Raw genomic sequence first — 19,713 nt, 5'->3', positions numbered from 1 at the left:
CATGGACACCCCGAAACCGCCCAAGCCCGACCACCTGCTGGATGACCTCGAGTCCATCCGCAAGCTGCTGGAAGAGCAACAGCTCGAACCGCCGCTGCTGACTGACAGCCTCGACGATGACCTGCAGATTCCCCTGCTGTCCGACATCATCGAGCCCGGCCCGACCGTAAGCCTGCCCACCCCGCCGCCAAGTGCCACCCCAGTGCCGTCGGCCCGCGCGACCAGCGTCCCTGCGACAAGCCTTCCGCCCCAGCGCCCGGCCTCGCCGGTTACCCCGAGCCCCACAGCTGCCCCTGTAGCGCCGGCCAAACCCGCTACCGCGCCAACCGCACCTGCCAGCTCGACCATCAGCAGCGCCATCCAGCGCAGCGTCAGTGCCCAGGGACTCGGCGAACTGAACCGCCTCGACGGCGAACTGCGTGCCGCCGCCCAACTGCTGCTACAGGACGTGATCGACGATTTCGTGCCGCAGATCGAGGCCGAACTCAAGCGCCGCCTCGACGCCCGCCTCGACCGCCTGCTGGCCCAGCGCAAGCCCTGAGAACCCGTTCAGAGTCTTTTTTGCAGTTTCATAGTCGCGGTGCGGTGCGCTTTTGCCCCCTCTCCCGTTCACGGGAGACAACTGCATGGATGCAGGAGGTAGAGCGACGCAGGAAGCTAAAGCCGAGGGCTGGGGGAGAGGGTGAGTAGACCAACCCCCTCTCCCCCAGCCCCTCTCCCACAAGTGGGAGAGGGGAGCTTCCGAGACACCCGTCGTCCGGCGCTCGCCGCTTCGGCCTTTGGCCGCCTGCCCTTTGCCGTTATACTTGCCGGCTTTCCCGATCAGTTGCCAATACGGTCCCGCCGCACCCATGGACAAGACCTACCAGCCCCACGCCATCGAAACTTCCTGGTACCAGACCTGGGAGCAGAACAACTACTTCGCCCCGCAAGGTTCCGGCGAGCCCTACACCATCATGATCCCGCCGCCGAACGTCACCGGCAGCCTGCACATGGGCCATGGCTTCAACAACTCGATCATGGATGCGCTGATCCGCTTCCGCCGCATGCAGGGCCGCAACACCCTGTGGCAGCCGGGCACCGACCACGCGGGGATCGCCACGCAGATGGTGGTCGAGCGCCAACTGGCCGCCGACGGCATCGGCCGCCACGACCTGGGCCGCGAGAAGTTCCTGGAGAAAGTCTGGGAGTGGAAGGAACAGTCCGGCGGCACCATCACCCGGCAGATCCGTCGCCTGGGCTCCTCGGTGGACTGGTCGCGCGAGCGCTTCACCATGGACGAGGGCCTATCCGAGGCCGTTAAAGAAGCCTTCGTGCGCCTGCACAACGACGGCCTGATCTACCGCGGCAAGCGCCTGGTCAACTGGGACACCAAGTTCCACACCGCCATCTCCGACCTCGAAGTGGAGAACCACGACGAGAAGGGCCACCTGTGGAACCTGCGTTATCCGCTGGCCGACGGCAACAAGACCGCCGACGGCAAGGACTACCTGATCGTCGCCACCACCCGCCCGGAAACCATGCTCGGCGACAGCGCCGTAGCCGTGCACCCGGAAGACGAGCGTTATAAAGCCCTGATCGGCACCTTCGTCGAGCTGCCGCTGGTTGGCCGCCGTATTCCGATCATCGCCGACGATTACTGCGACCCCGAATTCGGCACCGGCTGCGTGAAGATCACCCCGGCCCACGACTTCAACGACTATGAAGTCGGCAAGCGCCACAACCTGCCGCTGCTGAATATCTTCGACAAGGATGCGCAGGTTCTCGCCAAGGCCCAGGTGTTCAACATCGACGGCAGCGTCAACAGCGAGATCGACGGCAGCCTGCCGGCCGAATACGCCGGCCTCGACCGTTTTGTCGCGCGCAAGCAGATCGTTGCCGCCTTCGAGGCTGCCGGCCTGCTGGAAAGCATCGACGACCACGCGCTGAAAGTACCGAAGGGCGACCGCTCCGGCACCATCATCGAGCCGTGGCTGACCGACCAGTGGTACGTCTCCACCAAGCCGCTGGCCGAAAAAGCCATCGCCGTGGTCGAGAGTGGCGAGATCCAGTTCGTGCCCAAGCAGTACGAGAACATGTACTTCAGCTGGATGCGCGACATCCAGGACTGGTGCATCAGCCGTCAGCTCTGGTGGGGCCATCGCATCCCGGCCTGGTACGACGATGCCGGCAACGTCTATGTCGGCCGTGACGAGGCCGAAGTGCGCGCCAAGCACAACCTCGCAGGCGTCAACCTGCGCCAGGACGAAGACGTGCTGGACACCTGGTTCAGCTCCGGCCTGTGGACCTTCTCCACCCTCGGCTGGCCGCAGCAGACCGACTTCCTCAAGACCTTCCACCCCACCGATGTTCTGGTAACGGGCTTCGATATCATCTTCTTCTGGGTCGCCCGGATGATCATGCTGTCCACCCACCTGACCGGGCAGATCCCGTTCAAGACCGTATACGTGCACGGCCTGGTGCGCGACGGCCAGGGCCAGAAGATGTCCAAGTCCAAGGGCAACGTGCTCGACCCGCTGGATATCGTCGATGGCATCACCCTCGACGAGCTGCTGGAAAAGCGCACCACCGGCCTGATGCAACCGAAGCTGGCCGAGAAGATCGCCAAGCAGACCCGCGCCGAGTTCCCCGACGGCATCGCCGCCTACGGCACCGACGCCCTGCGCTTCACCAACCTGGCGCTGGCCTCCACCGGTCGCGACATCAAGTTCGACATGGGCCGCGTCGAGGGCTACCGCAACTTCTGCAACAAGCTGTGGAACGCCGCCAACTTCGTGCTGGAAAACACCGACGGCCAGGACACTGGCGTCAACGGTGAGCCGGTCGAGCTGTCGCCGGTCGACCGCTGGATCATCTCCGCCCTGCAGCGCACCGAGCAGGACGTCACCCGTCACCTCGACGCTTTCCGCTTCGACCTGGCCGCCCAGGCCCTCTATGAATTCGTCTGGGACGAGTACTGCGCCTGGTATTTGGAGCTGGTGAAACCTGTTCTCTGGGACGAAAACGCGCCAGTAGAACGCCAGCGTGGCACCCGCCGCACGCTGATCCGCGTGCTGGAAGTGGTTCTGCGCCTGGCCCACCCGTTCATGCCCTTCATCACCGAAGAAATCTGGCAACGGATCAAGACCCAGGCTGGCGTCAGCGGCGACACCATCATGCTGCAGGCCTGGCCGGTGGCGAACGAGAGCCGCATCGACGCCGCCGCCGAAGGCGACATCGAGTGGGTCAAGCAGCTGATGCTCGGCGTGCGGCAGATCCGTGGCGAGATGAAGATCTCCATGGCCAAGCGCATCGACATCATCGTCGCCAACGCCAGCGGCGAAGACCTGCGCCGCCTGGCCGACTTCGAGCCGCTGCTGAGCAAGCTGGCCAAGCTGGAGTCGGTACGCGTGCTGGCTGCCGGCGAGGAAGCGCCGATGTCCGCCACCGCCCTGGTCGGCGAGATGCAGGTGCTGGTGCCGATGGCCGGGCTGATCGACAAGGACGCCGAACTGGCGCGCCTGGACAAGGAAATCCAGCGCCTCTCCGGTGAAGTGCAGCGCGTCGGCGGCAAGCTGAGCAACGAAGGTTTCGTCGCCAAGGCGCCGGCCGAAGTGCTCGACAAGGAGCGCGCCAAACTGGCCGAGGCCGAACAGGCGCTGGCCAAGCTGGTCGAGCAGCGCGAGAAGATCGCCAACCTGTAAAGCAGCCGCACCCTGAACAAGGCCCGCCGTCGTCAGACCGCGGGCCTTTTTCTTGCGCGCGGCAGCCTGCGCGTTGTCGCGCGGATCAACGTCATTCGCCGCTAAAGCCGCTTGTACCTCCAATATTCGGCGCAGCTGCTCGGGCGCCCGCGCTCCAGGGCGGGTGCCGGCCTCTTTCCGCTAGCGGTACGATCAGGCATGCTCGCCGGCTGCCCATAACTACAACCACAAGGGAATCGTCCATGTACGTACTGATGGCCCTGATCTTCGTCGCCGGCTACCTGTGCATAGCCCTGGAACATCCGCTGAAGATCGACAAGGCCGCCTCGGCCATCCTCACCGCCGTGTTCTGCTGGACCGCGCTGGTCCTCGGTGCCGAAAGCATCCTGCCGACGCTGGACAGTGCCAGCGGTCACGGCATCAGCACCGAGCTGCGCCATCACCTGGGCGAGATTTCCGAGATCCTGTTCTTCCTCCTGGGCGCCATGACCATCGTCGAGCTGATCGATGCCCACGACGGTTTCAAGGTCATCACCGAGCGCATCCGCACCAACAAGCGTGTGCAGCTGCTGTGGCTGATCGGCTTCATCACCTTCTTCCTGTCTGCCGTGCTGGACAACCTGACCACCACCATCGTCATGGTCTCGCTGCTGCGCAAGCTGATCGACGACCGCCGCGAGCGCTGGTTCTACGCCGGTATCGTGGTGATCGCCGCCAACGCCGGCGGCGCCTGGTCGCCGATCGGTGACGTGACCACCACCATGCTGTGGATTGGCAACCAGATCAGCGCCAGCGGCATCATCACCGAGCTGTTCGTACCCAGCCTGGTCTGCCTGCTGGTACCGCTGCTGGTGCTCAGCTTCACCATGAAGGGCGAGTTCGAACGACCGGCAGCCAGCGCCGGCGACGAGGAGCACCGCGAACCGACCACGCCGTTCGAGCGCAACCTGGTGTTCGCCCTCGGTATCGGCGCCCTGCTGTTCGTGCCGGTATTCAAGACCATCACCCACCTGCCGCCGTACATGGGCATCCTGTTCGGCCTCGGCGTGCTGTGGGTGGTCACCGAGCTGCTGCACCGTGGCAAGAATGACGAAGACCGCCACCCGCTGTCGGTGGTCGGCGTACTGCGCAAGATCGACACCACCAGCGTGCTGTTCTTCCTCGGCATCCTGCTTGCCGTATCCAGCCTGGCCACCGCCGGCCACCTGACCCAGGTTGCCAGCGCCCTCAAGGACAGCCTGGGCAATGTCTACGCCATCAACATCGCCATCGGCCTGCTGTCCTCGGTGGTCGACAACGTGCCGCTGGTGGCCGGGGCGATGAAGATGTACCCGCTGGTCAGCGCCGACACCCTGGCTGCGGCGGGCAGCGAGGCTGGCTGGCTGGGCAACTTCGTCATCGACGGCACCTTCTGGGAATTGCTCGCTTACTGCGCCGGCACCGGCGGCAGCTGCCTGATCATCGGCTCGGCGGCTGGCGTGGCGGCCATGGGCATGGAGAAGATCGACTTCATCTGGTACCTGAAGAAGATCAGCCTGCTGGCCCTGCTCGGCTACCTGGCCGGCGCCGCCACCTATATCGGGATGGCCAGCCTGTGAGCATGCCAAGCATGGAAGCGAGCAAGACCCGCACCAGCTTCTACCGCCGCCTGTACGTGGCCTGGCTGATCGACAGCGGCAGCGCGACCACGGTGCCGGCGCTGATGGCCGCCACCGGCATGCCCCGACGCACCGCCCAGGACACCCTGCTGGCCCTCGCCGAGCTGGATATCGATTGCGCCTTCGCCCAGCACGACGGCGAGCGCAATAACGCCGGCCACTACGAAATCCGTGCCTGGGGCCCGATCGACCGGGCCTGGGTCGGTGCCCACCTGCCACAGATCAGGACCCTGCTCGGCTATCCCTGAGCACCTGTTGGCGATCCTTATGTAGCGCCATAGCGCCAAGGTGAAGGATCGCTTTCCCCCTCGTCCACAAGTGGCGGAGAGCTCTGCCACCACTTGCCTCACCGCCGCCCCTCCTTCCGACAAGCACCGCTCATGGGGTGCCTTGTCACGCCTGGCCGAAGCTATCGATACAAAAGCTGTACAAACTCTTTGCATTTGTACAATTCAGCCCTATGATGACCAAAGCCTGTACAAACATAAAAACATGTACAACTAATTCATCAGAGGCCTGCCATGCAGCACAGCAACGGCGACAAGCTAAAACTCGGCATCAGCGCCTGTCTGCTCGGCGCCGAGGTGCGTTTCAACGGCGGGCACAAGGAATCGCGCCTGTGCAGCCGCACCCTGGCCGAGCACTTCGATTTCGTCCCGGTCTGCCCGGAAGTGGCCATCGGCCTGGGCACCCCGCGTGAGCCGATCCGCCTGGTCGGCGATCCGCAGGCACCGCGTGCGCTCGGCACGCTGCACCGCGAACGTGACGTCACCGACGCGCTGAGCGACTTCGGCACGCGCATGGCCGGCGAGCTGCACGACATCAGCGGCTACATCGTCATGCAGAAGTCGCCCTCCTGCGGCCTGGAACGGGTCAAGGTCTACCAGGACAACGGCTACCCCGCCGAAGGGGGGGCAGCGGCCTGTACACCGCAGCCTTGTGCCGCCTGCGTCCGGATCTGCCGATCGAGGAAGACGGCCGCCTGAATGACCCGGTGCTGCGCGAGAACTTCATCACCCGCGTCTTCGCCTACGCCGAATGGCAGCGCCTGCTGGCCAACGGCCTGACCCGCCGCGCCATCACCGACTTCCACGCCCGCTACAAGTACCAGCTGATGGCCAGCAACCCGCTGCAGTACAAGGCCCTCGGCCGCCTGCTCGGCGAACTCGGCCAGCATGACCCGGCCGAACTCGGCCCGCGTTATTTCAGCCTGCTGATGGCCGCCCTGAAAAAATGCGCCACCCGGCGCACCCACAGCAATGTCCTGCAGCACCTGTGCGGCTACCTCAAGCAGGCCCTCGGCAGCCCGGAAAAGGCCGAAATGCAGGCACTGATCGATCAGTACCGCAGTGGCATCGTGCCGCTGGTGGTGCCGCTGACCCTGCTCAAGCACCACTTCCGCCAGCACCCGCACCCGTACATCGCGCGCCAAGCCTACCTGCAGCCGCACCCGGAAAACCTCAGCCTGCGCAACGCCCTATGAGCCAGCCCGACGACTACCAGGCCGCCCTCGCCCAGGGTTACCTGCCGATCCGCGAAGTGGCGCGCAGCACCGGGGTCAACCCGGTCACCCTGCGCGCCTGGGAACGCCGCTACGGCCTGGTGGTGCCCTACCGCACGCCCAAGGGCCACCGTCTGTATTCGCAGGATCATGTCGCACGGATCCAGGCCATCCTCACCTGGCTGGCGCGTGGCGTGGCGGTCGGCCAGGTCAAGGAACTGCTGGAACAGCGTGTTCCAGCCAGCGCCGCCGGCAGCAACCTGTGGGACGAGCTGCGCCAGGCCCTGTTGCAGAGCATCGAGCGCCAGGCCGAACGCCAGCTCGACGAACACTTCAACCGTGCCCTGGCGCTCTACCCACCGCATACCTTGTGCCAGCAGCTGCTGCTGCCGCTGCTCGAAGAACTGGACCAGCGCTGGCATGGGGCACCGTTCGGCGCGCAACTGCAGCGGGTGTTCTTCCATTCCTGGCTGCGCAGCAAGCTCGGCGCCCGCCTGTACCACCACAACCGCCAGCAGCAGGGTGCGCCGCTGCTGCTGGTCAACCTCTGCAATCTGCCGCTGGAGCCCAACCTGTGGCTGTGCGCCTGGCTGGCCAGCAGCGCCGGCTGCCCGGTAGAGGTGTACGACTGGCCCATGCCGCTGGCCGAGCTGGCCATCGCCGTCGACAACATCGCGCCACGCGCCCTGCTGCTGTATGCCAGCCAGGCCCTGGATGCCGCGCAGATCCGCCGCGAGTTGCCCAGGCTCAACAGCGCCTGCGCCGTGCCGCTGCTGTTGGCCGGCCCGGCCGCGCAGATCCACGCCGACGAGCTGCACAACCTGCCGGGCCTGCACCTGGCCGCCGGGCCAATGGCCGCCGACCGCCTGCTGCACCAGGAGCAACTGCTGTGAAGGACTCCGCCATGCACCAACTGATCTGGCTGCGCAGCGACCTGCGCGTGCAGGACAACACCGCCCTGACGGCCGCGATGGCCGCCGGGCCGACCATCGCCCTGTACCTGCTCAGCCCGCAGCAGTGGCTGGAGCACGACGACGCGCCGTGCAAGGTCGACTTCTGGCTGCGCAACCTGCACGAGCTGTCCGCCGAACTGGCGGCGCTCAATGTGCCGCTGTTGATCCGCACTGCGCCGCACTGGCGTGATGCCCCCGCGGTGCTTGCCGAGCTGTGCCGCGAGCTGCGCATCGACTGCGTGCAGGTCAACGAGGAATACGGCATCCACGAAAGCCAGCGCGACCAGGCCGTGGCTGCCCGCCTGCAGCAACAGGGCGTGCAGTTTCGCAGCCACCTCGACCAGTTGCTGTTCCAGCCCGGCAGCGTGCTGACCCAGTCCGGCGGCTATTTCCAGGTCTACAGCCAGTTCCGCAAGGTCTGCTACCAGCGCCTGCACACGGCCCTGCCGCCCCTGCTCGGCACACCGCCGGCGCAGGCGCCGCTGGCCATCGCCAGCGATCCCGTGCCGAGCGCGGCCGAAGGTTTTGCCAGCCCCAGCGAGAGCCTGCGCCAGCTCTGGCCGGCCGGCGCAGTGGCAGCCAGCGAGCGCCTGGCGCGCTTCGCCGACGAACAGCTCGACGCCTACCATAACCAGCGCGACTTCCCCGCCCTGCCCGGCACCAGCCAGCTGGCCGCCTACCTGGCCGCCGGCGTGCTGTCGCCGCGCCAGTGCCTGCATGCCGCGCTGCGCCACAATCACGGCGAGTTCGACAGCGGCAGCCAGGGCGTCATCACCTGGATCAACGAGCTGCTCTGGCGCGAGTTCTACAAGCACATCCTGGTCGGCTACCCGCGCGTCAGCCGTCATCGCGCCTTCCGCCCGGAAACCGAGGCCCTGCCCTGGCGCCACGCGCCGGACGAGCTGGCCGCCTGGCAGGAGGGTCGCACCGGCATCCCGATCATCGATGCGGCCATGCGCCAGCTGCTGGCCACCGGCTGGATGCACAACCGCCTGCGCATGGTGGTGGCGATGTTCCTGACCAAGAACCTGCTGATCGACTGGCGCGAGGGCGAGCGCTTCTTCATGCGCCACCTGATCGACGGCGACCTGGCCGCCAACAACGGCGGCTGGCAGTGGAGCTCGTCCACCGGCACCGACTCGGTGCCCTACTTCCGCATTTTCAACCCACTCAGCCAGTCGCAGAAATTCGACCCGGACGGGCGTTTTATCCGCCACTGGGTGCCGGAACTGGTCGGCCTGAACAAGCGTGACATCCACAACCCGGCGGCAATGGGTGGTTTGTTTGGTCTGGCCGACTATCCGCGGCCGATCGTCGACCTGGCCCGCTCGCGCGAGCGCGCCCTGGCGGCCTTCAAGAACCTGCCACAACGGGAGGCCGCCCATGGCTGACTTCCTTCGCCAGTTCGCCGAACGCTTCGCCGGCCTGGATGCCAGCAACCTCGACCGCCTGCGCGAACTGTACAGCGACGACATCCTGTTCCGCGACCCGCTGCACGAAGTGCGCGGCCTGCCGGCGGTACGTGGCTACTTTGGCGAGCTGTACGCCAACGTCAGCGAGCTGCGCTTCGATTTCTATGGCTTCGACCAGAGCGCCGAGGGCGAAGGCTACCTGCGCTGGACCATGAGTTATCGCCATCCGCGCCTGCGGGGCGGCGCGCTGATCCGCGTCGAAGGCTGCTCGCACCTGCGCTGGCGCGACAAGGTCTACCAGCATCGCGATTACTTCGATGCCGGCGCCCTGCTCTATGAACACCTGCCGATCCTCGGTCGGGTGATTGCGTGGCTGAAAGGGAGATTGGCATGAAACGTATCTGGCTCACCGGCGCCAGCAGCGGGATTGGCGCTGCCCTGGCAGAAATTCTCCTGCATCAGGGCCATCACCTGACCGTCAGCGCGCGCAATGCCGGCGCCCTGCAGGCCCTCGCCGAACGCTTCCCGCAGCAGGTGTTGCTGGCCCCCGGCGACCTCAGCGATGCCGAACAGGTCCAGGCCATCGGCGAGCGCATCACGGAACACTGGGGCGTGCTCGACACGGTGATCCTCAATGCCGGCACCTGCGAGTACGTGGACACCCGCCACTTCGAGGCGGCGATGATCGAACGGGTGATGCGCGCCAACCTGTTCTCCGCCAGCTACTGCATCGAGGCCGCCCTGCCGCTGCTACGGCAGAGCGCCCAACCGCACCTGGTCGGCGTCGGCAGTTCGGTGACCTACCTGCCGCTCCCCCGCGCGGAAGCCTACGGCGCGTCCAAGGCGGCCATGCGCTACCTGTTCGAGACCCTGCGCATCGACCTGGCCGCCGAGGACATCGCCGTCACCCTGGTCAGTCCGGGCTTCGTCGACACCCCGCTGACGCAGAAAAACGACTTCCCCATGCCGATGCGCTGGCCGGTCGAGAAAGCCGCCCGCCACATCGCCGAGCGCCTGGACAAGCGTCCCTACGAAATCGCCTTCCCCGGCCCGTTCATCGCCACCCTGCTGCTACTCGCCCACATGCCCAAGGGCCTGCAACTGGCCATCGGCAAGCGCATGGCACGTACCTCCAACGCGGAATCCAACGCATGAAAATCGCCATCATCGGCAGTGGTATCGCCGGCCTGACCAGTGCCTACCTGCTCAATCGCCAGCACGACATCTGCGTGTTCGAGGCCAGCGACTGGGTCGGCGGCCATACCCACACCGTCGATGTCCAGGTCGACGGGCGTGACTACGCCATCGACACCGGTTTCATCGTGTTCAACGACTGGACCTACCCCAACTTCATCAAGCTGCTCGGCCTGCTCGGCGTCGCTTCGCAACCCACCGAAATGAGCTTCTCGGTGCATGACCCGGCGACTGGCAGCGAGTACAACGGCAACACCCTCAACAGCCTGTTCGCCCAGCGCAGCAACCTGCTGTCGCCGCGCTTCTGGGGCATGATCAGCGACATCCTGCGCTTCAACCGCGAGGCCCAGTTCGATCTGGCCGAGCAGTACATCGCCGCCGACCTGACGCTCGGCCAGTACCTGCAGCAGCGCGGCTACGGCCAGCGCTTCATCGACCACTACATCGTGCCCATGGGCGCGGCGATCTGGTCCATGTCGCTGGCCGACATGCTCGACTTTCCGCTGCAGTTCTTCGTGCGCTTCTTCAAGAACCACGGCCTGCTGTCGGTCAGCAACCGCCCGCAGTGGCACGTGGTCAGCGGCGGCTCGCGCAGCTATGTAGCGCCGCTGACGGCCAGCTTTGCCGAGAAGATCCGCCTGAACTGCCCGGTGCAGCGCGTCGAGCGCGATGCCGAGGGCGTGACCGTGCACAGCGCCGTGGGCGCCGAGCGCTTCGACCAGGTGGTGTTCGCCTGCCACAGCGATCAGGCCCTGGCCCTGCTGGCCGCGCCGAGCCAGGCCGAACGGGAGATCCTTGGCGACCTGCGCTACGCCGACAACGACGTGGTGCTGCACACCGACACCCGCCTGCTGCCCGACCGGCCGCTGGCCTGGGCCAGCTGGAACTACCGCCTCGGCGGCCCGGCGCAGCAACCCGCCGCCGTTACCTACAACATGAACATCCTGCAGGGCATCCAGGCGCCGCAGACCTTCTGCGTCAGCCTCAATCAGACTGCCGCCATCGACCCAGCCAAGGTCCTCGGCCGCTACCGCTACGCCCATCCGCAGTACAGCCTGGCCGGGCTCAAAGCCCAGGCACGCTGGAGCGAGATCAGCGGCGTGCAGCACAGCCACTTCTGCGGCGCCTACTGGGCCAACGGCTTCCATGAAGACGGCGTGGTCAGTGCCCTGCGCGTCGCCGAAGCCTTCGGGGAGCGCCTGTGAACAGCGCCCTGTACAGCGGCTGGGTCGGCCACCGGCGCTTCCTGCCGCGTGGCCACGACTTCCGCTATCGCATGGGCATGCTGTTTCTCGACCTCGACGAACAGGACGCCGTGCTGGCACTGTCGCCCCTGGCCGGGCGTGGGCGCTTCGCCCCGTTCGCCTTCCGCGAAACCGACTACCTGCCGCAATTCACCCGCCAGGGCATGCGCCTGATCGACGCGGTGCGCCAGCGCATCGGCGAAGCCCTCGGCCGCGTGCCGGGCGGGCGTGTGTGCCTGCTGACCCAACCGCGCAGCTGGGGCCTGGCCTTCAACCCGGCGAGTTTCTACTACTGCTATGAAACCGACGGGCGCCTGGCGACGATCCTCTGCGAGGTCAGCAACACTCCCTGGCGCGAACGCTACCACTATGTGTTGCCGGCCAGCGACGTGCTGCCGTCCGGCGGCGAAGGTATCCAGCACTTCGCCGTGGCCAAGGCCTTCCACGTTTCGCCGTTTCTGCCGCGTGAGCTGGAATACCGCATGCGCTTCAACCTGCCGGACGAGCGCCTGAGCATCCAGATGGAAGACTGGCAGGGCGAGGAGCGCCTGTTCGTCGCCAGCCTCGGCCTGCAGCGCCAGGCGCTCAGCCGCGCCAGCCTGCATCGCCACCTGCTGAGTTTTCCCTGGATGACTGGCAAGACCGTGCTCGGCATCTACTGGCAGGCCCTGCGCCTGCTGCTCAAACGCCTACCGATTTTTTCCCATCAAGCCGCGCAAGGTGAATACCGCGTAGCCAGCCCCTCTGATCAGGAGCCTCGCCATGAAAAGCCCTAGCCTGACCTCTGCAAAATCCAGCGTGCGCGCCGGCAGCGGCCTGGGCGCCAGCCTGCTGCGCAGCGCGGTACTGCGCCAGCTCGGCCAGTTGCGCCATGGCCAACTGGCCGTCTTCGAAAACGGCGAGCGCCTGCTGTTCGGCCAGGCCGGTTCGTCGCTGCATGCGGAGATCCATGTGCACGATCCGGCCGTGTGGGGCCTGGTCGCCGGCAACGGTTCGATCGGCTCCGGCGAGGCCTATATCCACGGCTACTGGAGCACCCCGGACCTGACCGCGGTGATCCGCGTGTTCGTCAGCAACCTCGACGTGCTGGATGCCATGGAAGGCGGCCTGGCCCGCCTCGGCCGCCCGCTGATCCAGGGTCTGCACTGGCTCAACCGCAACACCCGCAAGGGCTCGCAGAAGAACATCGCCGCTCACTACGACCTCGGCAACGAGCTGTTCGAGCAGTTCCTCGACCCGACCATGATGTACTCGGCGGCCATGTTCGAGGACGAAGACGACAGCCTGGAACAGGCGCAGTTGAACAAGCTCGAACGCATCTGCCAGAAGCTGCAACTCAAGCCCGGCGACCACCTGCTGGAGATCGGCACCGGCTGGGGCAGCATGGCCATCTACGCCGCCAGCCACTATGGCTGCAAGGTCACCACCACGACCCTGTCGAAGGAGCAGTTTGCCTACACCCAGCGGCGCATCGAGGAGCAGGGCCTGCAGGAGCGCATCACCCTGCTGCTGGAGGACTACCGCGACCTCAACGGCCAGTACGACAAGCTGGTGTCGATCGAGATGATCGAGGCGGTCGGCCATCGCTTCCTGCCCACCTACTTCAAGCAGTGCGCACGCCTGCTCAAGGACGACGGGCTGATGCTGCTGCAGGCCATCACCATCCGCGACCAGCGCTACGAGCAGGCCAAGCGCTCGGTGGACTTCATCCAGCGCTACATCTTCCCCGGCGGCGCCCTGCCCTCGGTGCACAAGATGCTGGAAATCGTTAACCGCGAGACCGACATGAACCTGCACCACATGGAGGACTTCGGCCTGCACTACGCCAAGACCCTGCGCCTGTGGCACGACAACCTGCGCCACGCCCGCCACGCCCTGGAGCAGCTGGGCTACGACGACTACTTCTATCGCCTGTGGGAGTTCTACCTGTGCTACTGCGAGGGCGGTTTCCTCGAACGCACCATCGGCACCGCGCAACTGCTGCTGGCCAAGGAGAAAGCCGTGCCGGCGCCGCTGCTCGGCCGTTTCAACGCCTGAGCCTGTCTCCCCTCTCCCATTTATGGGAGAGGGGCCGGGGGAGAGGGAAGCCCGTCACCAAGGATCGTACCCATGCCGCTGTCACCCACCCGCTCGCTACTGCTGAATGCCGCGCTGTTCCAGCTCGGCTGGTTCGCCTGCGTGTTCGGCGCCCAACGTCCCTGGCTGCTGCTGGTCGCCCTGGCGTGCCTGGCGGCGCATTTTCTCTGGGTCGGCAGCTGGCGCCAGGAGGGTCGCCTGGTCGCCAGCGTGATGTTGTTCGGCGCGGCGCTGGACAGCTTCCTGCTCAACCTCGGGGTCTTCGACTTCGCCGGAGATAGCCTCCTGCTCCCCGCCTGGCTGGCGCTGCTGTGGGCGTTGTTCGGCACCACGCTCAATCACAGCCTGGCCTGGACGGCCCGCCCCTGGTGGCTGGGCAGCCTGCTCGGCGCCGTCAGCGGGCCGCTGTCCTACCTGGGTGGTGCGAAACTGGCGGGCGTGGGCATGCCGCTGGGGCTGTGGCCGACGCAGCTGTTGTTGGCGGGGATCTGGGCGGTAGTGATGGTGGTGGTGAATGGGTTTGCGGGGATGTATCGGGCTCAGCGTCCGATCTGAACATGGCCCTGGACAAAGCCAAGCGCCGAGAAATAAGTTAGCTATTCCCTGATAGCCCTTACAGCAGTAGGGATAGCACTGTATGGCTCAAAACCCGTTCTACGTTTATGCACTTAAAGACCCCCGCTCTAACCCTGCAAAACCCTTCTACATCGGGAAAGGCACAGGCAACCGTGCTTGGGAGCACCAGCTAAAGATCGATGACTCCGAGAAGGGGAGCGTCATTCAAGCAATCAAAACTGCTGGCCTTTCTGTCATCCACACCATCATTTCCGACAATCTAACTGAACACCAAGCCTTGAAGATCGAGGCCGAATTAATCTCAGCATTCGGCATCCGGTCCCAAGGCGGCTTACTGACGAATAGGGTCAAGCCAAATCCAGAAACCATTAACAAGAAGGTCAAACTCAATATTCCTGATGGCTGTTATGAGAAAGCGCAAATGGCACTTGAGCTCCTCAAGTCGGCCACGATGGAGCTAGCCAAGGCAAATCCAGACGGCATTTCTAACTCAGATGCAGCCAAGTATCTCGGCCTCCAATCGGATTACGGGGGCGGCTCAAAGGATTACCTCAGTTACAGCATCATCGGTCTTCTGATGAAAGAAGGCCGACTCACAAGAAATATCCGCAAGAAGCACATAGCAACTGGCGAGTGACCTATTAGCTAGATGCCGGCTCTGTTTTCGCCCTGTCGGGCGCCTCACTTTCTTTGCTTGTGCAAAGAAAGTAAGCAAAGAAACACACCCCGGCATCCGGGTTTCGCTGCGCGAAACTCCCCTCCCTCCGGTGCCGCTCCGGGGGCCGGCTTACAAGGGCCATCCCTGGCCCTTTAAGCCTCTCGCCGCATCCATGCGGCTCGTCCCCCTACGCAACACCTACGCTCGGCCTCCTGACGGGGGATCGAGCCCCGAGCTGCTTGATAGCTTTGGGCTTTTCATCACACGACCTGTCAGGCAACACCAAACGCCCCTTTCAGGAGGCCGAATGGAATCATTGCGTAAGGGGTTGAGCGACATGGATGTCGCGAGAGCCGCGATGGGCCAGGGATGGCCCTTCGCGGCGGGCCCCTGGAGCGATGATGGAGTGAGGGAAGTCTGGCGCAGCCAGACCCGGATGCAGGGGCAAGCGTTTTTGCTTACTTTTTCCGCGCTTGGAAAAAGTGAGTCGCCCGGGAGGGCGAAACCAGAGCCAACAAGCACCTCAGCAATGATCCCGGCACAGATCGCTCATACCAGGACAAGACTCCCGCACTGCCCCCAGCACCGCGTCGGTCGGCCAGGCGAGCCATCCATCCCGGCCTGCCGTAAACTGCGCGGCATGAGTCAGATCCCCCTCACCCAACTCCCCGAAAAATCCAGCATCAGCTGCTCCAACTGCGCCGCCTGCTGCTGCCAGCTGGAGGTCATGCTGATCACCGATACCGGCGTGCCGCAGCGCTTCATCGACACCGATGACTGGGGCGGCGAAGTCATGCGCCGTCTGGACGATGGCTGGTGCGCGGCGCTGGATCGCGACAGCATGCGCTGCACCATCTACGAACTGCGCCCGCTGATCTGCCGCGAGTTTGAAATGGGCTCCCCCGAGTGTGTCGACGAGCGCCGCGAGATGGGCGCCATCTACCGCTGAGGCTTCACCGGTGCAGGCAGCGCGTTCAGCGCCTGTTCGATACGCCGCCGCACCGCCTCGGGCACCTGCCTGGCGACAAATATCCAGACCTCGCGATTGGCCGTCAGCACCATGCTGCGGTGAGCGGCCAGATCAACCCCGGCCTGCTGCGCACCGAAGCGGATGGCATCTTCAGTGCCACAGACCACATCCAGACGAGCACTTTGCAGCATGCTCAAACCACTGACGTAGTTGTTGAAGTCATGGAAAGCCTGGAATGCCTGACCGTTGGGTCGCAGGTCGGCGCAGCCCCCGCGAATACGCCCCACCCGCAGCTGATCCAAGTCTTCCAGCACTGATGGCTGCAGGCCGTGGCGCAGCAACAGAATGGAATTGACCGTCATGATCGGCCCCAGCTTGAAAGCCGATTTCTTCAGTGCCTCGGTCTCGAAGCCGATGGTCATATCGGCATCGCCCTGGGCAATCGCCTGGTCACGCCGAGCAAAGGAGGTCAGCTCGATACGCGGTAAAAAACCAGCCTGTTCGGCCAGGGCGCGGACCTTGTCGACCTGGATACCGGTGGGTTGCCCATCACTGCCCTCGTAGCTGTATGGCTCCACATCGAACAGCACGATGTGCAACTCAGCCGCTGGCGCCTGCCCGGATAGCAGCGTACATACAACAAGCAAGCCGCATAGGTATCTCTTGTGGCGCTTCATTCAACCTTCACTCGCGCACCTCAGCAAACACTCCACAATAAAAAGCCGGGCATAGAGCCCGGCTTTTGCGCGTTGCCTGCAATTCAGAAGCTCAGGCGGTAATGCAGGGTGTACGCCTCGACCCCATCGTTCGGCTGTTCGAGGCCGGCGTTGGAGTAGTGCACCGCGCGAATACCGACCTCCTGGCCGGAGAAACGCAGGCCAACACCGAGGCGATCCTCGAACTGGAAGGAGGAGCCGAGGTCGTTGTCTTCCACTTCGGTGTTCTCGAAAAAGGCCACACCGATACCGGCTTCGATATAGGGCCTGACCGTTTCACCAGCGAACTCGTAGACGAATACCGGGGTGAAGGACAGGCTGTGGTTGCTCGAAGTTTCATCGCCGTCCCAGTAGGTGTAACCGGCATCCCAATAGCCGGTCAGGCGACCGACATCGCTCTGCATCCAGCTCTTGTCCCAGTTCCACTGGGCACCCAGGTGATAGACCATGTTGGAGTCGCCGCTCTGGCCAACAGCGGCAGTGAAATCGACTGCCTGGGCAGAAAGGCTGCTCAGGCCAAGGGCTGCGACGGCAGCCAAGGAAAGGATCTTCTTCATGCTCACGTCCTGTCACCGAAGGATAATTGGGCCACACCACACTCACTCTGGAGTATAGAAACAACTGCTATTAGCGGAAGGCGGCTTAAGTATTAATACTCAGCTTTGCCGGCCGCTGGCAGTGCCTGCGCGGTGAGCGCTTCGCCCCACAGCACCGGCAATACCTGTTGCAGTTGCGCCAGTTCGCCGCTCGACCACAAGCGGGTCGGTTGCGCGCTACCCGGTGCGGCACGCAGCTCGCGCTGGTCGAGCAGTTGCTGCAGGCGCCGCGCCACCGCCGCGCCCGTATCCACCAGACTGACATTCGGCGGTACCAGCTCGCGCAGCAGCGGCTTGATAAAAGGATAGTGCGTGCAGCCGAGAATGAGGGTGTCGCAGCCTTCGGCCAGCAAGGGTTCGACCCAGCCCTGCAGCAGCTCACGGGTGCGCGGACTGCTCAGCTCGCCGGCCTCGATCTGCTCGACCAGCCCCGGACAGGGCTGGGTGACCACTCGCACATCATGGGCGAAGCGATCGAGCAAGGCGGCGAACTTGGCGCTTTTCAGCGTGCCGGTGGTGGCCAACACGCCAACCACGCCGCTGCGGGTCACGGCAGCGGCCGGCTTCACCGCCGGCTCCATGCCGACGATGGGCAAGTCGGGATAACGCTCGCGCAACTCGGCCACCGCCGCCGCCGTGGCGGTATTGCAGGCCAGCACCAGCGCCTTGGCGCCCTGGCTGAGAAGAAACGCGGCAATCGCCTGGCTTCTCTCGCGGATGAACTCGGGGCTTTTCTCGCCGTAGGGCACATGGCCGCTGTCGGCGACATACAGCAGCGACTCGTCCGGCAGGCGCGCGCGGATCTCGTGCAGCACCGACAGGCCGCCAACCCCGGAATCGAATACGCCGACCGGCGCGTTGCTGTTCATGGCCGCCCGCCACACACGCTGCAGGCCGGGTCGCGCTTGATGCGCAGCTCGCGAAAGCGCGAGTCGAGGGCATCGATCAGCAGCAGGCGACCCACCAGCGGTTCACCGAAACCGGCCAGCAGCTTGAGTGCCTCCAGCGCCTGCAGGCTGCCGACCAGCCCCACCAGCGGGCCGACCACGCCGGCTTCGCTGCAGGTCAGCTGGCTGTCGTCGCCATGGCCGAACAGGCAGTGGTAGCAGGGGCTCGCTGTATTGCGCGGATCGAACACGGCGAGCTGGCCCTGCAGGCGGATTGCCGCGCCACTGACCAGCGGCTTGCCGGCAGCCACGCAGGCGGCATTCACCGCCTCGCGGGTGGTGAAGTTGTCTGAGCAGTCCAGCACCAGATCGACGGCCGCCACGGCGGCAGCCAGGGAGTCTTCATCGAGTGCAGTGCGATGGGCCAGCAGCTTGATCTGCGGATTGAGCGCGGCGAGCCGACTGAGCGCCGAGTCGACCTTGCTCACGCCAACCTGGCTGGCGTCGTGGATGATCTGCCGCTGCAGGTTGCTCAGGTCGACCGTATCGAAGTCAGCCAGGTGCAGCTCGCCAACCCCGGCCGCGGCCAGGTAAAGCGCCACCGGCGAGCCGAGGCCGCCGAGGCCGACGATCAGCACGCTGCTATGCTTGAGCTTCAGCTGCCCGGCGATATCGATCTGCGGCAAAAGGATCTGCCGGCTGTAGCGCAGCAGTTCGTCGTCGCTCAGTTCCAGGCTCATGCTGGCCATTGCCCCAGGGAAATTCGTTGGTGGCCGCCCAGGTCGCGGCGGCTTTCCACGGCGACGAAACCGGCCGCCGCCAGCAGCGCGCGCACGGCCTCGGCCTGATCATAGCCATGTTCCAGCAGCAGCCAGCCGCCGGCGTCCAGATAAGCGGGCGCCGCGCTAATGATCTGGCGGATATCGTCCAGCCCATCGGCACCGGAGACCAGCGCGCTGGCCGGCTCGAAGCGCACATCGCCCTCGCCCAGGTGGCGGTCATCGGCGGCGATATAAGGTGGGTTGCTGACGATCAATCGGTAACGCTGGCCGGCCAGGGCGCTGAACCACTGGCTCGGGCGGAATTCGGCATTGTTCAGTTGCAGGCGCTGGCGATTGCGTTCGGCCAGGGCCACGGCATCAAGGACCCGATCCACACCGGTGACCCGCCAGCCTGGCCGCTCGCTGGCCAGGGCCAGGGCGATGGCGCCGGTGCCGGTGCCCAGATCGAGCGCGCGCAGCGGTGTGGTCGGCAGCAGCGCGAGGGCGGTTTCCACCAGCAGTTCTGTATCCGGGCGGGGAATCAGGGTGTGCGGAGCTACTTCCAGGTCGAGGCTCCAGAAGCCCTGCTGGCCGAGGATATAGGCCACCGGCTCGCCCGCACGGCGGCGTTCGAGCATGGCGGCGAAAGCAGCCTGCTGCTCGGCACTCGGCTCACGCTCCGGCCAGGTGCGCAGGTAGCTGCGCGACTTGCCCAGAGCGGCAGCCAGCAGCAGCTCGGCGTCCAGCGGCGCACTGGGCGAGTCAGGCAGATCGGCGCTATCGAGCAGGGATTGGATCGTCACCACGGGGTCTCTCCGTAGGAGCCAG

Annotated in this window: 19 protein-coding genes and 1 pseudogene; 15 read left to right on the top strand and 5 right to left on the bottom strand. The window is 65.1% G+C overall.

Features of this window, described 5'->3' with window-relative positions; genetic code table 11:
• Position 1 precedes the first annotated feature (1 nt).
• The 15 genes and pseudogenes from LRS11_RS11055 to LRS11_RS10985 all read left to right on the top strand — a co-directional run bounded on the left by LRS11_RS11055 (position 2) and on the right by LRS11_RS10985 (position 15,904).
• Positions 2–541, top strand: coding sequence for a DNA polymerase III subunit chi (locus LRS11_RS11055; RefSeq protein ID WP_260496837.1), 540 nt, complete (start codon positions 2–4; stop codon positions 539–541).
• 310 nt (positions 542–851) lie between these two features.
• The gene (locus tag LRS11_RS11050; protein ID WP_260496836.1) at positions 852–3,683 is read left to right on the top strand and encodes a valine--tRNA ligase; all 2,832 of its coding nucleotides are present in this window, start codon (positions 852–854) and stop codon (positions 3,681–3,683) included.
• Positions 3,684–3,925: 242 nt separating this feature from the next.
• Positions 3,926–5,281: a sodium:proton antiporter NhaD gene (nhaD, locus tag LRS11_RS11045; protein WP_260496835.1), complete on the top strand. Its 1,356-nt coding sequence runs from the start codon at positions 3,926–3,928 to the stop codon at positions 5,279–5,281.
• Positions 5,282–5,292: 11 nt separating this feature from the next.
• A complete protein-coding gene (locus tag LRS11_RS11040; RefSeq protein WP_260496899.1) occupies positions 5,293–5,589 on the top strand; it encodes a winged helix-turn-helix domain-containing protein in 297 nt (98 codons plus the stop codon).
• Between the two features lie 273 nt (positions 5,590–5,862).
• Positions 5,863–6,824, top strand: a pseudogene (locus LRS11_RS11035) (YbgA family protein).
• Positions 6,821–7,735, top strand: a complete 915-nt coding sequence (locus LRS11_RS11030; protein WP_260496834.1) for a MerR family transcriptional regulator — start codon at positions 6,821–6,823, stop codon at positions 7,733–7,735. Before LRS11_RS11035 ends, LRS11_RS11030 begins: the two are co-directional and overlap by 4 nt.
• Positions 7,736–7,746: 11 nt before the next feature.
• Positions 7,747–9,186 carry a deoxyribodipyrimidine photo-lyase gene (gene phrB, locus LRS11_RS11025; RefSeq protein WP_260496833.1) on the top strand — a complete coding sequence of 480 codons (1,440 nt, stop codon included), beginning with the start codon at positions 7,747–7,749 and terminating at the stop codon, positions 9,184–9,186.
• Positions 9,179–9,601: a nuclear transport factor 2 family protein gene (locus LRS11_RS11020; RefSeq protein WP_182835255.1), complete on the top strand. Its 423-nt coding sequence runs from the start codon at positions 9,179–9,181 to the stop codon at positions 9,599–9,601. Before phrB ends, LRS11_RS11020 begins: the two co-directional genes overlap by 8 nt.
• Entirely contained in the window at positions 9,598–10,362 is a 765-nt protein-coding gene (locus tag LRS11_RS11015) for an SDR family NAD(P)-dependent oxidoreductase (RefSeq protein WP_260496832.1), read from the top strand. The genes LRS11_RS11020 and LRS11_RS11015 overlap by 4 nt, the downstream gene beginning before the upstream one ends.
• A complete protein-coding gene (locus LRS11_RS11010; protein ID WP_260496831.1) occupies positions 10,359–11,606 on the top strand; it encodes an NAD(P)/FAD-dependent oxidoreductase in 1,248 nt (415 codons plus the stop codon). Before LRS11_RS11015 ends, LRS11_RS11010 begins: the two co-directional genes overlap by 4 nt.
• A complete protein-coding gene (locus LRS11_RS11005) occupies positions 11,603–12,421 on the top strand; it encodes a DUF1365 domain-containing protein (protein ID WP_260496830.1) in 819 nt (272 codons plus the stop codon). The genes LRS11_RS11010 and LRS11_RS11005 overlap by 4 nt, the downstream gene beginning before the upstream one ends.
• Positions 12,408–13,682, top strand: a complete 1,275-nt coding sequence (locus LRS11_RS11000) for an SAM-dependent methyltransferase (RefSeq protein WP_260496829.1) — start codon at positions 12,408–12,410, stop codon at positions 13,680–13,682. Before LRS11_RS11005 ends, LRS11_RS11000 begins: the two co-directional genes overlap by 14 nt.
• A gap of 72 nt (positions 13,683–13,754) precedes the next feature.
• On the top strand, positions 13,755–14,276 hold the full coding sequence (locus LRS11_RS10995) for a DUF2878 domain-containing protein (protein WP_260496828.1): 522 nt from the start codon (positions 13,755–13,757) through the stop codon (positions 14,274–14,276).
• A gap of 82 nt (positions 14,277–14,358) precedes the next feature.
• Positions 14,359–14,934, top strand: coding sequence for a GIY-YIG nuclease family protein (locus LRS11_RS10990; protein ID WP_260496827.1), 576 nt, complete (start codon positions 14,359–14,361; stop codon positions 14,932–14,934).
• A 661-nt stretch (positions 14,935–15,595) separates the two neighbouring features.
• Entirely contained in the window at positions 15,596–15,904 is a 309-nt protein-coding gene (locus tag LRS11_RS10985) for a YkgJ family cysteine cluster protein (protein WP_260496826.1), read from the top strand.
• Here LRS11_RS10985 and LRS11_RS10980 read toward each other — a convergent pair.
• The 5 genes from LRS11_RS10980 to prmC form a co-directional block, all read right to left on the bottom strand.
• Positions 15,895–16,515, bottom strand: a complete 621-nt coding sequence (locus tag LRS11_RS10980) for a substrate-binding periplasmic protein (RefSeq protein WP_260496898.1) — start codon at positions 16,513–16,515, stop codon at positions 15,895–15,897. The genes LRS11_RS10985 and LRS11_RS10980 overlap by 10 nt on opposite strands.
• Positions 16,516–16,685: 170 nt before the next feature.
• On the bottom strand, positions 16,686–17,198 hold the full coding sequence (locus tag LRS11_RS10975) for an acyloxyacyl hydrolase (protein ID WP_173203953.1): 513 nt from the start codon (positions 17,196–17,198) through the stop codon (positions 16,686–16,688).
• A 92-nt stretch (positions 17,199–17,290) separates the two neighbouring features.
• Positions 17,291–18,106: a glutamate racemase gene (gene murI / locus LRS11_RS10970; RefSeq protein WP_260496825.1), complete on the bottom strand. Its 816-nt coding sequence runs from the start codon at positions 18,104–18,106 to the stop codon at positions 17,291–17,293.
• Positions 18,103–18,864 (bottom strand): molybdopterin-synthase adenylyltransferase MoeB, encoded by a 762-nt coding sequence (locus LRS11_RS10965; protein ID WP_260496824.1) that lies wholly within the window; start codon positions 18,862–18,864, stop codon positions 18,103–18,105. The genes murI and LRS11_RS10965 overlap by 4 nt, the downstream gene beginning before the upstream one ends.
• Complete coding sequence (gene prmC, locus LRS11_RS10960; RefSeq protein WP_260496823.1) at positions 18,861–19,691, bottom strand: peptide chain release factor N(5)-glutamine methyltransferase; 831 nt, start codon at positions 19,689–19,691, stop codon at positions 18,861–18,863. Before prmC ends, LRS11_RS10965 begins: the two co-directional genes overlap by 4 nt.
• Between the last annotated feature and the right edge of the window lie 22 nt (positions 19,692–19,713).

It is taken from the genome of Pseudomonas sp. J452, assembly GCF_024666525.1.
Classification (GTDB): domain Bacteria; phylum Pseudomonadota; class Gammaproteobacteria; order Pseudomonadales; family Pseudomonadaceae; genus Aquipseudomonas.
The sequence above is the reverse complement of the archived record's forward strand: the minus strand, read 5'-3'. Positions and strand labels throughout refer to the sequence as shown.